The 14,891-nt window shown below is 63.1% G+C and carries 18 protein-coding genes; 14 read left to right on the forward strand and 4 right to left on the reverse strand.

What is annotated here, in order from left to right; translation table 11 throughout:
• Position 1: 1 nt before the first annotated feature.
• From flhA to PV762_RS01215, 10 genes are all read left to right on the forward strand, one after another.
• A complete protein-coding gene (flhA, locus tag PV762_RS01170; RefSeq protein ID WP_421033193.1) occupies positions 2-2,101 on the forward strand; it encodes a flagellar biosynthesis protein FlhA in 2,100 nt (699 codons plus the stop codon).
• A complete protein-coding gene (gene flhF / locus PV762_RS01175; RefSeq protein WP_421033194.1) occupies positions 2,098-3,795 on the forward strand; it encodes a flagellar biosynthesis protein FlhF in 1,698 nt (565 codons plus the stop codon). The genes flhA and flhF overlap by 4 nt, the downstream gene beginning before the upstream one ends.
• A 330-nt stretch (positions 3,796-4,125) precedes the next feature.
• Positions 4,126-4,947 carry a MinD/ParA family ATP-binding protein gene (locus PV762_RS01180; RefSeq protein ID WP_088403409.1) on the forward strand — a complete coding sequence of 274 codons (822 nt, stop codon included), beginning with the start codon at positions 4,126-4,128 and terminating at the stop codon, positions 4,945-4,947.
• 21 nt (positions 4,948-4,968) lie between these two features.
• Positions 4,969-5,682, forward strand: a complete 714-nt coding sequence (locus tag PV762_RS01185; RefSeq protein ID WP_421033195.1) for an RNA polymerase sigma factor FliA — start codon at positions 4,969-4,971, stop codon at positions 5,680-5,682.
• Positions 5,683-5,955: 273 nt separating this feature from the next.
• Positions 5,956-7,116, forward strand: a complete 1,161-nt coding sequence (locus PV762_RS01190; RefSeq protein ID WP_421033196.1) for a methyl-accepting chemotaxis protein — start codon at positions 5,956-5,958, stop codon at positions 7,114-7,116.
• 34 nt (positions 7,117-7,150) lie between these two features.
• Positions 7,151-8,284, forward strand: coding sequence for an HPP family protein (locus tag PV762_RS01195; protein ID WP_421033197.1), 1,134 nt, complete (start codon positions 7,151-7,153; stop codon positions 8,282-8,284).
• A gap of 301 nt (positions 8,285-8,585) precedes the next feature.
• Complete coding sequence (locus PV762_RS01200) at positions 8,586-9,071, forward strand: hypothetical protein (RefSeq protein WP_421033198.1); 486 nt, start codon at positions 8,586-8,588, stop codon at positions 9,069-9,071.
• A gap of 142 nt (positions 9,072-9,213) precedes the next feature.
• Positions 9,214-9,480, forward strand: coding sequence for a hypothetical protein (locus tag PV762_RS01205; RefSeq protein WP_421033199.1), 267 nt, complete (start codon positions 9,214-9,216; stop codon positions 9,478-9,480).
• Between the two features lie 20 nt (positions 9,481-9,500).
• The gene (locus PV762_RS01210) at positions 9,501-9,725 is read left to right on the forward strand and encodes a hypothetical protein (RefSeq protein ID WP_421033200.1); all 225 of its coding nucleotides are present in this window, start codon (positions 9,501-9,503) and stop codon (positions 9,723-9,725) included.
• A gap of 162 nt (positions 9,726-9,887) precedes the next feature.
• Positions 9,888-10,955 carry a hypothetical protein gene (locus PV762_RS01215; protein ID WP_421033201.1) on the forward strand — a complete coding sequence of 356 codons (1,068 nt, stop codon included), beginning with the start codon at positions 9,888-9,890 and terminating at the stop codon, positions 10,953-10,955.
• A gap of 10 nt (positions 10,956-10,965) precedes the next feature.
• On the opposite strand, the gene PV762_RS01220 is transcribed toward PV762_RS01215, so the two are convergent.
• Positions 10,966-11,340, reverse strand: a complete 375-nt coding sequence (locus tag PV762_RS01220; RefSeq protein WP_421033202.1) for a hypothetical protein — start codon at positions 11,338-11,340, stop codon at positions 10,966-10,968.
• Between the two features lie 308 nt (positions 11,341-11,648).
• On the opposite strand from PV762_RS01220, the gene PV762_RS01225 reads away from it, so the two are divergent.
• On the forward strand, positions 11,649-11,855 hold the full coding sequence (locus PV762_RS01225; protein ID WP_421033203.1) for a hypothetical protein: 207 nt from the start codon (positions 11,649-11,651) through the stop codon (positions 11,853-11,855).
• Between the two features lie 79 nt (positions 11,856-11,934).
• On the forward strand, positions 11,935-12,462 hold the full coding sequence (locus PV762_RS01230) for a GNAT family N-acetyltransferase (protein ID WP_421033204.1): 528 nt from the start codon (positions 11,935-11,937) through the stop codon (positions 12,460-12,462).
• Between the two features lie 120 nt (positions 12,463-12,582).
• On the opposite strand, the gene PV762_RS01235 is transcribed toward PV762_RS01230, so the two are convergent.
• The 3 genes from PV762_RS01235 to PV762_RS01245 form a co-directional block, all read right to left on the reverse strand.
• Positions 12,583-12,846: a hypothetical protein gene (locus tag PV762_RS01235; protein WP_421033205.1), complete on the reverse strand. Its 264-nt coding sequence runs from the start codon at positions 12,844-12,846 to the stop codon at positions 12,583-12,585.
• Between the two features lie 34 nt (positions 12,847-12,880).
• Entirely contained in the window at positions 12,881-13,312 is a 432-nt protein-coding gene (locus tag PV762_RS01240; protein ID WP_421033206.1) for a type II toxin-antitoxin system VapC family toxin, read from the reverse strand.
• 70 nt (positions 13,313-13,382) lie between these two features.
• Positions 13,383-13,598 (reverse strand): hypothetical protein, encoded by a 216-nt coding sequence (locus PV762_RS01245; RefSeq protein WP_421033207.1) that lies wholly within the window; start codon positions 13,596-13,598, stop codon positions 13,383-13,385.
• Positions 13,599-13,844: 246 nt separating this feature from the next.
• On the opposite strand from PV762_RS01245, the gene PV762_RS01250 reads away from it, so the two are divergent.
• The gene (locus PV762_RS01250; RefSeq protein ID WP_421033208.1) at positions 13,845-14,585 is read left to right on the forward strand and encodes an NIPSNAP family protein; all 741 of its coding nucleotides are present in this window, start codon (positions 13,845-13,847) and stop codon (positions 14,583-14,585) included.
• A 75-nt stretch (positions 14,586-14,660) separates the two neighbouring features.
• Positions 14,661-14,885 (forward strand): hypothetical protein, encoded by a 225-nt coding sequence (locus tag PV762_RS01255; protein ID WP_421033209.1) that lies wholly within the window; start codon positions 14,661-14,663, stop codon positions 14,883-14,885.
• Positions 14,886-14,891 lie beyond the last annotated feature (6 nt).

Genomic DNA, 14,891 nt, shown 5'->3' on the forward strand with positions numbered 1-14,891 from the left:
GATGAACGAGCTGATGGCCCGTTTGCAGAACCTCCTCGGACCCCGCGCCGCCATCGTGCAGGCGCTCGGGGCGCCGATCGCCATCATGATCATCCTGTCGATGATGGTGCTGCCGCTGCCGGCCTTCGCCCTCGACCTGTTCTTCACCTTCAACATCGCCATGTCCATCATGGTGATGCTGGTGGCCTCGCAGATGGTGCGGCCGCTGGACTTCGCCGCCTTCCCGACCGTCCTGCTGATCACGACGCTGCTGCGCCTGTCGCTGAACGTCGCCTCCACCCGCGTGGTGCTGCTGGAAGGCCACACCGGCGCCGGCGCCGCGGGCAAGGTCATCGAGTCCTTCGGCCACTTCCTGATCGGCGGCAACTTCGCCGTCGGCCTGATCGTGTTCGCGATCCTGGTGGTCATCAACTTCATCGTGGTCACCAAGGGTGCCGAGCGGATCGCCGAAGTCGGCGCGCGTTTCACCCTGGACGCCATGCCCGGCAAGCAGATGGCGATCGACGCCGACCTGTCCGCCGGCCTGATCGACGAGAAGGAAGCCAAGCGCCGCCGTGCCGAACTGGGCGACGAAGCGGACTTCTTCGGCTCCATGGACGGTGCCTCGAAGTTCGTGCGCGGCGACGCGATCGCCGGCATCCTGATCCTTTTCATCAACATCATCGGCGGCTTCGTCATCGGCGTGGTCCAGCACGGGTTGTCCGCCGGCCAGGCCGCCGACAGCTACATCCTGCTGGCCGTCGGCGACGCGCTGGTGGCGCAGATCCCGGCGCTGCTGATCTCCGTCTCCTCCGCCCTGGTCGTGTCGCGCGTCGGCAAGGACAAGGACGTCGGCCAGATGATCGGCTCGCAGGTGTTCGGCTCGACCAAGGCCGTCGCCATCACCGCGGGTGTGGTCTTCATCCTGGGCCTGATCCCGGGCATGCCGCACCTGGTCTTCCTGATCATCGCCGGCGCCCTGGGCTACCTGGCGTACTGGCTGCGCACCAAGGAGCAGGCCAAGCAGGCCGCCGAATCCAAGAAGCCGGCCGCCGCCGTGCCGGGCGCGCCGAATCCGGACGCCGAAGCCTCCTGGGACGACGTCGTCGCCGTGGACACGCTGGGATTGGAAGTCGGCTACCGCCTGATCACGCTGGTCGACAAGTCGCGCGAAGGCGACCTGCTGAGCCGCATCAAGGGCGTACGCCGCAAGTTTGCGCAGGACATCGGTTTCCTGCCCCCGTCGGTGCACATCCGGGACAACCTGGAGCTGCGCCCCAGCCAGTACCGCGTGACGCTGCGCGGCGCGGTGATCGGGGAAGCGGAGGCCTACCCGGGCATGTGGCTCGCCATCAACCCCGGTCACGCCACGCAGAAGCTGATCGGGACGCCCACCACGGACCCTGCCTTCGGACTTCCGGCGGTCTGGGTCGAAGAGCGGCAACGGGATATGGCGCAAATGGCGGGCTTTACCGTCGTTGATTGCGCGACCGTGGTGGCCACTCATCTTTCACACTTGCTGCAAGTTCACGCGGCCCGGTTGTTGGGTCGAGTGGAAACCCAGCAGCTGGTGGATCACCTCACCAAGCAAGCGCCCCAACTCATCGAAGACGTGATTCCCAAGATGGTCAATGTCGCCGCCCTGCAACGAGTCCTCCAGTTCCTGCTGGAAGAGGGCGTGCACATCCGCGACATGCGTTCCATCGTGGAAAGCCTGGCCGAAAACGCCACGCAGACGACCGATCCCGCCGAGCTGGCCCGTCGCATCCGCATCCACATCGCTCCGGCGATCGTGCAGCAGATCTACGGTCCGGCCAAGGAGCTCGACGTCATCGCCCTCGATCCCGAGCTGGAACGTCTGGTCTCGCAGGCCCTGCACTCGCCTCACGGCGCGGCGCTGGATCCCGGTGTGGCCGACACGCTTGCAAGAAGTGCCGCGCAAACGGCGCAATCCCAAGAGGATCGCGGTTTGCCCGCCTGCCTGCTGGTGCCCGACCTGATTCGCGCTCCCCTGGCCCGACTGCTCAAGCGCGCTGCGCCGCGGCTGAAGGTGCTGGGACACAGCGAGATTCCTGAAACGCACACGATCCGCATCGGCTCCATCATCGGAGGCACGGCATGAACGTCAAACGCTTTACCGCCCGCAATTCCCGCGAAGCCATGGCCCTGGTCCGCCAGGCCTTCGGCGACGAAGCGGTCGTGCTCTCGAACAAGCCCTGCCCCGAAGGGGTGGAGGTGCTGGCGATGGCGCCGGAAGGCATGTCGCAGATCGAGCGCGTCGCCGCCTCGACGCCGCGTGCCGCCGGCGCTGCTGCGCCGCGCGCCGCCGCGCCGCGCCAGTCGGCTGCCCAGCCGCAGCGGGAAGAAGTGCAACCGCGTCAGGCGCTCAAGCAGCGTCTGGCCGCGTCGCCGGCCCCGCAGCGCGCCGAACCCGGTTTCGGCGGCTCGGTGGGCGAAGACGTGAACGCGATGGCGATGAGCACGCTGTCCTTCCAGGACTACGTCCGGGAACGCATGCTCAAGCGCCGCTCGGCCGAGATGAACGGCCTGCCCGATCCGATGATGGACGAGCCGGCGCCGGCCTTCTCGCCATCGCAGATGAATGAATCGGTCGCCTCGATGGCCGCGCAGCGCGATCAGCGCGCGCGTTCGGCGATGCAGACCCTGGGCGCCCGTCGTGTCGACGAGCGTGCCTACGAACCCGCGCCGGCGCCCGCGCCGCGCGTCGTGCCGCCGGTGCTGCGCGACGAGATCCGTGTGCAGCAGCAGGCCATGCAGGACCTGGGCGGCATCGGCCACGGCTTCGGCGGGATGGGCAACCATCCGCTGAACGACATGCCGTCGTCCTCGCGTCGCGAGCAGGAGATGATGACCGAGCTGCGCGCGATGAAGGGCATGATCGAAGAGCGCTTCGGCGCGCTGGCCTTCATGGAGAAGCTGCAGCGCCAGCCGGCGCAGGCTCGCCTGACGCAGAAGCTGCTGGATTCCGGTTTCTCGCCGGCCCTGGTGCGCAAGCTGGTCGAAGGCCTGCCGGCGCAGACGACCGAGGAAGCCGATTCGCAGGCGTGGGCCGCGAACGTGCTGTCGCGCAACGTGCAGACCGCCGAGCAGCAGCCGGCCCTGGAAGATCAGGGCGGCGTGTTCGCGATGATCGGCTCGACCGGCGTCGGCAAGACGACGACGACGGCCAAGATCGCCGCGGCCTTCGCGACCAAGTACGGCGCGAGCCAGCTGGGCCTGATCACGCTGGACGCCTACCGGATCGGCGCTCACGAGCAGCTGCGCGCCTACGGCCGCATCCTCGGCGTGCCGGTGCACACGGCGCATGACCGCGCGTCGCTGGAAGACCTGCTGGACCTGCTGTCGTCCAAGAAGATGGTGCTGATCGACACGGCCGGCACGGCCCAGCGCGACAGCCGGACCGCCGAGCTGCTGGACATGCTGGCGCACAAGAGCATCAAGCGCATCCTGGTCGTCAACGCCGCCCAGCAGGGCGAGACGATCGAGGACGTGGTCGGCGCATGGCGCGGCGCGGAAGCGCAGGGCGTCATCCTGTCGAAGCTGGACGAAGCGGTGAAGCTGGCCCCGGCGCTGGACACCGTGATCCGCCACAAGCTGCGCGTGCTGGGCGTCACCAACGGCCAGCGCGTGCCGGAAGACTGGCATCGCCTGTCGTCGCAGGCGCTGGTGCAGCGCGCGCTGCGCAGCCACGGCCAGTCGGCCTGGCGCGTGGACGCCTCCGACGTCAACCTGATCTTCACCGCCGGCACCATGGCGGGCGGCGCGGGCGCCGCATCGCCGATGGGGATGAATTGATCAAGGGCTGACCGCTCGGTCGGAGGGGGCTTCCCGGGGAGGGGAGTTGCCAAAGGCGGGCACAAGTTCTAGAAAGGGGGAAGGGTTCGGGCTCTTCCCCCTTTTTCCATTGGGTTTCCATCGGAGCGGGGGCAGGTCCGACGTCGTTGTGTGAGAGGTCCACGAGGTGAGGGTGACGGGAGAGAAAAGCGGGGTGTTTCCCCCTTTCAATTCCCGGTCAAAGGGTGGCCCCGGGAGGGAAACTTCCGGTAACGGCTCCAGCATTGGCCGGTTCCTCTCGAGAGGGACAGGGCGCTGGGGCGGAACACGCAAGAGACACAGAGCAGCCCAATGCGCGACTTCAGCAATGCTCCCAAGGACCAGGCCGACGGCCTGCGCCGTCTGTTCGCCACGGCGCGCGTGCGCGTGGTGCCGGTGGTGAGCAACCCGCACGTCGTAGGCAGCGGCGCGCTGCTGGAAGGCATGTGCGCGGCTTTCGGGGAACTCGGCCTGCACACGCTGGTCGTGGACGCGGGCGAGCAGGCTTCGGCGGCGTCGGAACTGGCGGCGGTGGACCTCGCGGCCTGTGTGGAACCGCTGTCGGCGAAGGTCTCCTTCCTGGCCGCGCGCGGACTGCCGATGCGCTACGTCAATGCCAACGGCTCGGCCGCCCAATTTTTGGAAGCAGTGACCGACGCCGCGCCGTACGCGGACGTCGTGCTGCTGCACGCCAGCGCCGCGGAACTGAGCCGCGTGCTGGTCTCGCGCGAAGTGCGTCCGGTGCTGCTGGCCGACACCGACGTGCAGAGCGTGACCTACGCCTACGCCGGCATGAAGTGGCTGACGCAGCGCGCTGGCCTGATGGTCTACAGCCTGCTGCTGGCCTGCAACCCGCAGCTGCGCCTGGCGGAGCGGATCGCGCAGCAGCTGTCGAGCTGCGGCGACGGTTTCCTCGGCGCGGTGCTGCGCGAGTGGGCTTGTTTGGATCCCCGCCAGCCGGTGACGGCGCCGCTGACGCACGAGATGCGTCACATGGCGCGCGAACTGCTGCTGGCTTCGGTGCCCGGAGCGGCGCTCGACAGCGCTGCTGACGCCATGCCGCTGCGTCCGCGACCGATGTGGCAGCCCAAGGCTGGCCGCGCCCCGCAAGGCGTGACCCTCGCTGCGCATTGACGCCGGATTGGAGACGAGACGATGTACACCGCCAAGGGTCAACTCGACAACAACTCGCTGATCCGCCAGTACAGCCCGCTGGTGCGCCGACTGGCGCATCAGATGATCGCGAAACTGCCGGCCAACGTCGAACTGGACGACCTGATCCAGGTCGGCCTGATCGGCCTGACGGACGCGCTGTCGCGCTTCGACACGGCGCAGGGCGTGCAGTTCGAGACGTTCGCGACGCAGCGCATCCGCGGCGCGATGCTCGATGAGCTGCGCGGCAACGACTGGATGAGCCGCGGCAACCGCCGCCAGCAGCGCTCGATCGAGAGCGCGGTGCACAAGCTGGAGCAGAAGCTCGGCCGGGCGCCGCAGGAGTCGGAGATTGCCGCCGAGATGGGCATTCCGCTGACGGAGTACCAGGAGATGCTGGGCAAGGTGCGCGGGACGCAACTCGTCTATCTGGAGGACATCTCCGGAGGCGAGGACAACGACGACTACCTGGACCGCCACGTGGGTGACAACTCGGCGGACCCGATGTCGATGCTGGGCGACCACCGCATGCGCGAGGCGCTGGTGGAGGCGATCAAGAACCTGCCGGAGCGCGAGGCGTATGTCATGTCCATGTACTACGAACATGACATGAACCTGAAAGAGATCGCCGCGGTGCTGAAGGTGACCGAATCGCGGGTGTGCCAGCTGCACAGTCAAGCGATTGCCCGATTGCGCGTGAAGCTGCGCGACTGGTAAAAGTAGCCGCATAGCGGCCGCAGTCCTTGTGGTCAAGAACCATGGGGGGAGCGTCCGATGTGGGACTCATTGCGCAGGCGCGCCGGGGAGGCGGCGCCTGACGCGTCGGCTGGCGGAACCGAGGTCGGTTTGCGTGAGCCGGCGATGCACAACAACACGAGCCAGGTCGTCCGGGAGCTCTCGGGCGGCGTCTCGAAGCTGGGCCGCGACGCGGCCGAAGTCCGCGGGTTGCTGGAGGACACGCAGAAGGTCGTGACCTCGCAGGCGCAGGCGATGCAGGCGCTGGGCTCCGAGCTGGAGCAGGTCCGGCATGCGCAGGACGGCATCAACCAATCGACGAACCAGACGCGCGAGGCGGTGGAGCGCGCGCGCACGGCGCTGTCCGGCGTGGGCGAAGAAGTCGGCGGCATCGTGTCGACGCTGCGGCAGGTGTCCGACGCGGCCTCCGAGATCACGAAGATCGCGTTGCAGACGCGGCTGGTGGCGTTCAACGCGTCGGTGGAGGCCAAGCGCGCCGGCGAGGCGGGGCGCGGTTTCGGCGTGGTGGCGGATGCGGTGAAGGACTTGGCGGCGCAGGTGGAAGCGTCGTCGAAGGCCATCATGGGCACGGTGGGGACGCTGGATGCGCGGATCGAGACCTTCAGCCGGGAGCTGAGGGCGGACGGCTCGGGAGGAGCCGGTCAGAGCAAGATCCTGCAGGCGTTCGCGGATGTGGAGGTCGATGTCGACCTCATCGCGAAATCGGCGCAGGAAAGCCAGGCGACGACGCAGCAGTTGGCGGAGCGCTCGGGAGAGCTCGGGGTGGAGATCCAGCAGGCGATGCGCAAGCTGGAATCGGCGTTCGCGTGCAGCGACCGTTTCCTGCGGCTGTCGGAGCAGATGATCGAGCAGATCGCGTCGAGCGGCGTCGAGGTCGAGGACTCGCCGTACATCCAGGCGGTGCAGGGGGCGGCGGCGGAGATTGCCGGCCTGCTCGAACGCGCGGTGAAGGAGAAGCGGATCGATGTGTCGTCGCTCTTCGACGAGCATTACCAGCCGATCGCTGGGACCGACCCGCAGCAGTTCACGACGAGATTCACGCAGATCGCGGATCAGCTGTTCCCGGAGGTCCAGGAGCGGGTGCTGAAGTTCTCGGACAAGGTGGTGTTCTGCATCGCGGTGGACCGCAACGGGTACGTGGCGACGCATAACAAGCGGTACTGCCAGCCCCAGCGCGCGGGGGATGTGGCTTGGAACACAGCCAACAGCCGCTACCGGCGGATCTTCAACGACCGGACAGGGCTGGCGTCAGCCCGGAATCAACGACCGTTCCTCCTGCAAACCTACCGCCGGGATATGGGCGGCGGGAACTTCGTGCTGCTCAAGGAGGCTTCGGCACCCGTCACCGTTGCTGGGAGGCATTGGGGTGGGGTGAGGTTGGCGTTCGGCTTTTGAGGCGCTAGCGATACTAAAAAATTTGGGAGAGTAAATGTTTCTGACTACGACAGAGCGAACTCAGCGAATGGCGGCAATCAAAGAGGGTCTAGATCAGCAGAAGCCGATTGATCCGATTTCCGTCAGAGAGCTGCTTGCATGGTTCAATGCCGAGCGTCGAGGAACTCAAGTTGTGTACTGGGTTCGAGATTTATTGAGAACGCACGAGGTTGAGACTGTTCCCGATTTTGAGTCGGTCCCTCTAGATACTCCAGTAAGTTTCATCCTGTCAAAGTCCGCAAACGACGATGAGGAAGAGATTGAGGAGTTGGAAGAGGAAGAGGAGGAAGAGCAGGACAACATAGCGGAAGGAGAGGTTGTTGCTGAAAGCGCCGTTTCGCGCCGCTTAGTTGTCGGGGCACTAGCGGAACCTGCCTTCAGAATTGGCAGACTCTTGGCGGCGAATACTGTGCCGCTATACGTTGCGCCTGACTGCACTCTGCAAGAGGCGGTGACGTTGATGCTGCGGCATGACTTCTCTCAACTGCCGGTGATGTCGTCTGAGCGCGATGTGAAAGGTGTGGTCAGTTGGAAAAGTATCGGCCCTACGTTGGCATTGAGCGCAGAGGCTCCTGCGGGAACGGTGCGTGAGCATATGAAACCTCACCTCGAGGTGGATGCCGACGCCTCATTATTCTCAGTCATCCCAACCATTATTGAAAATTCTTATGTGTTGGTTCGTGGCTTGGATCGAAAGATCCAGGGGATAGTGACATCGACGGATCTAAGTCTTCAATTCAAACAACTATCCGAACCTTTTCTCCTGCTTGGAGAGATTGAAAATCATATCCGTAAACTCATCGATGGCCGCTTTGATGCAGATGAGTTGGGATCTGTAAAGGATAATGCTGATACGGAACGAATCATCGCAAATGTCGCAGACCTGACCTTTGGTGAGTATGTTGCGCTGCTGGGTAAGGCGGAGTTTTGGGGCAAACTAAGAATATCGATTGATCGCAAAGTATTCGTTAAGGAACTGGATCTTATTCGGTTGATTAGAAATCGCGTCATGCATTTTGATGCGGACGGGATTTCTCCATACGATTATCAGTCGTTGTATAAATTTGTTCAATTTATACATGAGGTGCGACGTCTTCAAATTCGTGCTGATCGGAAGGCTGCGACTTAGTTCGCCCTGAACAAGTCACGTCACTACTGGAGTCGGTAGTGACGATGCTCGAATTCACAGATTTGTGTGATTGAAAGATTTGTGGGTCGGAACCAAAATGTGCCTTCGATGTCCTAAACATCACTCGCTTAGAAATAGAAATTCGAGCCCCTTGGGCTCGTTTCGCTTGATCTTTGGGCGAGATGGGTTGCTCCGCGAGGACGACCACACGCTGAAAATGCGTGTTTAGGCATCTCGCCCACCCTCCGCATTCAACAGGTCAGGTGGTCGTCCCTCAACTGTCATTTAGTTAAGGACTTCCATGCCCTCCAATCGCCTCATCCAATCCGTCGCCAACAGCAACTTCCAGCTCTCGGAATTCCTCGCCCTCGAACACATCGAGTTGGACCCCAATCCCGGCGAGCGCGCGGTCCCGTTCCTCGACCGCCATCCCCTCGCGCTCAACTCCGACCGCACGCTGGAGCAGCTCAGCGTCGCCGCCGGCAACCCCTATCACTACGGGGTCGGCGCAGACGGCGGCTTCTACAAGCATGCGCTCGTGCTCGACCAGGACATCACCGTCCGCGCAGCCATCGCGAATCTGCGCAACCGCCTCGCGCACGCGACCTCGTTCTTCCAGGAAGTCGACTTCTCCGCGAGCACGAGCCGCACGAGCCGCACGAACTGCAACCCCCGCGATATCGCCATCGAGCTCCTCCACGAGGTCTCCTGCTACTTCACGGTCATCGAGATCGCAGCCGTCGAAGAACACGGCCGGCAGATGCAGAACACCCTCCCGACGGGCTGACCGTGTCGAATTTCAGACCGACCCCTAATCCCCAGACCCCAAAAGATAACGAGTGCCCGCGCGAAAGCGTGTGGCACTCGTTTTGTTTTGGGGGGACGACGCCGCGAGCTACGCTGCGTCAACGGCTCACACGAGGCAGGCCATGAAAAGTGTCCGCGTTAAAGCGATCGGCGTTCCGTATCGCCAGGGTTGGATTGAGGTAGCTCAGGTCCATCCGGGCTTCATCAACATCGAGACCTGGGACGTGCACCCCGATGTCGACATCTCTGCCGTTTCCCTCGATGGCATCGCTGATCGGAACGTGACGGCGAACACCGAGATTGAATTGAACGTCGAGGAGGCGAAGAAGCTCGCCGATGCGCTTCTCAAGGCGATTGCAGACGCTTCGGGTCAAGCCAACCAGACTTGAGCGTACCGAAAGGAAGCCGCGTGATCACCATCCCAAACGCTTTTGCGCCCATGCTATTGCAAGCCGTGCGCGACGCAGTCCTGTATCACGAGGGGCTGCTCCGCAGCGAGACTATTCGCCCGCACGACCGAGCCGACTATGAGGAATACCACGTCCACCTCACGCAGTTCCTTGCCTACCTCAAGGAACAATATTTGGATGTCGAGAAGGAAGCAGGCGTGCCGTTGAGCGATCTGCACGTGTAAAGCGTCGCCACGCAATCCGTCAATGAAAACGAGTGCCCACGCGGGAGCGTGTGGCACTCGTCTTGTGTTTGGGTGTTGTGGCCCCGCATCGGACGGGTTCTCGTGACGCAGTGAAACCAGTCGACAACTGCCGGGGGGAAATTGTTGCCCTATGCTCTTCGTATGAAAGCCAAGTTCCTTATGGTGTGTGGTCTTGCCTTGCTCATCTGCGGATGCGCCGGGAATGGACCTAAGGTCAGCCTAGCTGAGGCTCAAGCGCAGCACGATGCAATGTCCAAGGTCTGCTACGAATCCGCAGGTGAGGTGATATCAAGACAGGCCCCAAACGTCAGTGCTCTGTACTTCTCTCCGCGCTCCAGTGTCATGGGCGCGTGGGAATTCGAACTTTTCTATGGCGTCGGTGAGCCAAGGAAGTGGGGGACGATCGACGTGCAGTCCGACCGCTCTCCAAGCAGGGAAGATCGCGTCCCGGGTGCATATCAAGTTCGCTATACACATGTTCCGGTCCATCGGACGATAGGGAAAACGGTACTCACGTTCAATGGGGTGCTGCAAGAGGTGGTGGATCTCTCCAGCAACGAAGTCATTGCGAGCCGTAGAAACTACATTTGGGGAACGGACTTCAATCGAAGTTCCTTCTGCCTGGGAGCCAATTGGTACGATGGAAATTATGGTTTTCTCGAGCGCGTACTGGGGCCGAGATACGTCGAGCGCCCCCGATCTCCCCCTCCCGAACGCTACATCAAGGCGGTGATCCGCTCAGTGAGCGAAGTGGATCAGACACTTCCGTCCCTATCAACGGAGAGAGTCCTTCCGCCTGGGGCTAAGTACGACTACAACAACCGTACCGTCACGCTGCCCGACGGAAAATTCGGCATGCCTTCGTATTGGAATAGTGGGCCGATTGAATACGCGGGCACGTTGGTGAGCCCCGACTATTACGTCTTTGTCATGCTGCCGGAAGGTCGAGCGCAAAATTGGCCACTCCGCAAAGTGCTGCTGTCTTTCCGAAATAAGCAAGGTGCGGCGTTGAAGAATGTATATGTTCAGTTGCCGCTGGGCGTTGATTGGAGTGGCGGGTGGGGAATACTCCCTGGTGAAATATCCATTGAGGGAGATAAAATTGAGTTCGCACTCTACGGAATGAAGGTTCGAGGAAAGGAATACTATGATCGGCAGAATCCGGGGCGATATCGTCGAAAATACATCGTGAGCGCATCAATGGACTGAAAGCATGGCCTCATCCTGAGGCAAGCACGGGAATCCCCGCCATATTGCTGTCTAGCTCCAGCTTCTTTGCCGTGATCGAGATCGCAGCTGTCGGGGACCACATCCGCCACCTGAAGAACTCGATGGGGGCGAGCTGCCAGTGGCGGGCTTCAGAAAGCACCTCATCTCCAGACCACCAAAGGAAAACGAGTGCCCACGCGGGCGTGTGGCACTCGTGCTTTTTTTGGCTGTGCGCGAGATGGTGCGCTGGCAGCCCTTCAAAGTGCGGCGGTTGCTTACGTCGTGTGGCATGCGTTGCAGCAGTAATAGCAGCCATTGATTCGATCGTTTGGCCGCTGCCCTTTTTCCGCGGCAACAGCCCCTGAGCAATAAGTGTGTTCGCCAAGGGCGATCCGGTTATGCGGCAGTGGCATGTGCGTGCAACCGGCTGACAAGTTGTGAACCTCGTAGTCCCCGTTCGGTTGCACGTTCTTGTTGATGATGAATTGAGCCATGTTCATTCCTCCTTGATAGTCGTTTGATCCTTGGTGGCTGGCATCTAGCGTGGCAGCCGCGTAAACGCTATCAATACCTTCGCGTTCCAGCTTCCTCAAGGCGTCCGATGACTGGCAATTCCGTTTCGGCTAACCGGAAGCGCCTAGGCGACCTCTATGCGGAATCATTTCAAAGGCTGCGCACCGTACGATCAACGTCATGTCTCGAAGCATTCATCGCACGACGAAATCCGTCTTCCATCTCAAGTCCAGGGCTGAGGTGGAAGCGCTGTGTGATTCGCGGGCGCCGGATCCGGACGTGGCCGAGCTCTTGAAGAAGTGGGCGTTCAAGCGGGCGTCGATCCGGAACCGGAAAGTCGCTGCCGCTGCTGCCTCAGAGCCGGTGGATCCCGAAGGCAACGCCTGACCCCCGCTCGCTTCGACCTGATCCTGCGCGTCGGCAGCCATGTCGCGACGACGCCCGATTCCCATCTCCACGCGCCCTCATGACGCCTCCCTCGAACACCCTGACCCGCGTCACGCCCGCCGACGCGACCTTGCTGGATAACCTCTGGCAGTTCTACGAGCTCGAATCCTCGTTCTGGTCGGGAGAGGACATCGATGCCAACGGGCGCTTCAGCTCGCTCTCCGGCTTCCTTGGCCGGCTGGGGGATCCCGACGCCTTCGACTGGGCCTACCTCATTCGCCAGCAGGGCGAGGTCGCCGGCCTTCTCCTCGTCGGTCACCAGAATCTGCGCGATGGCACGATCCAGCGAACGATCCTCGAGTTCGGCGATCTCTACGTGCTGCCGAAGTACCGCCATCAGGGCATCGCCACCGAGGTCATCCGGCAGACGATCCTCGCCTCGGACCATCCGTGGCTGGTCTGCGTCTTTCGCGACGACCAGCGCGCCTTGGACTTCTGGCATCGCGCCTTCCAGCGCCTGCCGTTCTCCACAGTCCGCCAGGTCGTACCGCCCGATGTGCCCGAGTTCATCGAGTTCGTGGTCAACGACGTGGCTCAGCCGGTCTAGACCTGACCCCATCCCCTGCGTCCGCGGCGCCCGCCTGCGGACGTCGAATGAACAACGAGGGCCCACGTGGGAGCGCTGAGAGTGGACAGTGACCCGACGGGCCCCTGTCCACTTTTTGGGTTATTCGATGCGCGGATGCGAACCTGACGCTACTCGTGGGTTGCAATGCCGACAGTACTCGGCGATGTCTTGGTCGCCGAATGGGTGCAGACCCGGCGGCAGGCCGAATACCTCGTTGACGGTGATAAGGCGGCGGAGCAGCAAGCCGTGATCGCATTCGACCCAGATGAGCGGCTGACCGCTGTGCCAGCCCAATCGCTCCAGATGTTCGGCAGGGATCTGGATCTGGTTGATGGAAGAGATGGTGGGGATCTGCGCAAACACTGAGTCTCCTTGATTCGACGATGGCCGATGTCGATCACATGAGGCTGGAGGACGAGTGCGCTGCCATCGGCACGCGGCCTCGGATATACCCGGCTCGCGGTTCGCTGACGCTCGCTCTTGGTGGAGTCGTCTTTCGATGGACGACAACATGTGGCAACCCTTCGAAATGAGCGTCGCAGGTCAGCACATCCACACCAAGTTTCCGCGCCGTGGCGTAGATAAGTCGGTCCGCCGTTGGCAGGCGCCTGTCGAGGCGTAGCGCCGCCGCAGCCAAGGTCGTTTCACGCGTGAGCTGCGCGAACCTGCAGTTCTCCGTGAATGCGATGACCCGCTCGCGCTCAGATTGACCTAGTTCTCGATGCGCCCACGCTGCCAGTTCGTACTGCACCAGGGCTGGGACCAAGCAGCAGTCAGGGACCGGGAAGTCGGCATGGAGCGTTTTCCGAGTTCCGTCTTGCTCAACCATTCAATCCAGGCGGAGGTGTCTACTACCCTCAGGTTCTTGTGCATGTAGATCGCTCCCAGGTGGGTATGGCTTAGAGGAATTGAGCCACGTCGGGGTCGAAATCCGTGTTGGCGCCGAAGGCGATGCCATGGGCTTCCTCGACCGGAACGGGCGGACAGATGAAGACGCCGGTCTCGCGGCAGACGACCATGAGGGACTGACCGGGCTTCCAGTCATAGCGCTGACGAAGCTCTTCCGGCAGATGAATGTGGCTCTCGGGGGACATCGTGATGACAGGTGCGGGCATGGCGTTTCCAGTGCGTTCAGCGAAACAACAAGCCGTCGATTCTTCGCCTCAGGTTCTTCAACAGCCACGGCCTCGAACGGTATGCGGCGCGCTGGAAATGCCTGAGATCGGTATGACGTCCACTGACATGTGCGGTTGAAGTTCGACCCATTCGTGGTGTCCGCGACAGACCCTGTCCTGACACGCGATGTCAGCGGCTCTGTCCAGAATCGTCGGACTGCTTCGACACCCTCACGGAGACCTCCGATGGCCGACGACCACCCCGTCTACGAACTGCGCCAGTACAAGATCGTCAAGGGCGAGCGCGACCGCTTCATGCGCTTGTTCGACGCGGCCTTCGTCGATTCGCAGGAGGCCGTCGGCATGCGGCTGTACGGGCAGTTCGCCGATCTCGACGATCCGGACCGTTTCGTCTGGATCCGCGGCTTCGACGACATGGCTGGGCGTGAACGCACGCTCAACGAGTTCTATTTCGGCCCCGTGTGGCAGGCCCACCGCGATGAGGCGAATCCGCTGCTCGTCGACAACGACAACGTGCTGCTGTTGAGGAGCCCGAGCGGGCGCACGCCTCCTGCGCGCATCGACGCGGCGCGCGCGTCGGGCCTCTTCGACCGCGGCGCCGCGCCAGGCCTGGTAGTCCTGCACCTCTGCACGCTGTGGAAGGATCCGGCCGATCCGGAGGACGGCTTCGCCCGCTTCTTCGAGCACAAGGTCGCGCCCGTCATCGAGGCGGCCGGCCTGCCGGTGATCGGCAGCTTCGTGCCGGAGCGCTCGCCCAACAACTTTCCGCGCCTGCCGGTGCGCGAGGGCGAAAAGGTCTTCGTCTGGATGACCCGCGCCGCGGACGCCGATGACTGGGCGATCCGCTGGAGCGCCTGCCGGCATTCGCCCGCCTGGCGCGCGATCGAGCCGCGCTGGCGCGACGCGCAGGAACGCTCGCCGCAGATCCTGCGGCTGCGACCGGGTGTCGCCTCGGTCCCGCGCTGAGACGCCGGACGCGGGCGGCGCGGTCCAGGGTGGCTATGCTTCGCGCCATCCCCGCTTCCTTTCCGGAGTCCTCGCATGCGCAGCGCCCTGTCCATCCTCTTCCTCGTCGTGGTGCTCACCATCGTGATGCTGACCGCGAAGAAGCAGATGCAGGCCATGAAGCCGCCGGCCTCGGCGAAGCCGGGAACGTCCGCATCCTCATCCGCGTCCTCGTCGGGACTGCCTCAGCCGGAAGCCGTCGGCCGCCAGGTCGAAGGGCTCATGAAGCAGGGCGAGCGGAGCGCCTCCGACGCGGAGTGATCGCGC

Origin of the sequence: Mitsuaria sp. CC2 (genome assembly GCF_048957715.1) — a bacterium.
In the GTDB taxonomy this organism is placed as follows: domain Bacteria; phylum Pseudomonadota; class Gammaproteobacteria; order Burkholderiales; family Burkholderiaceae_C; genus Roseateles.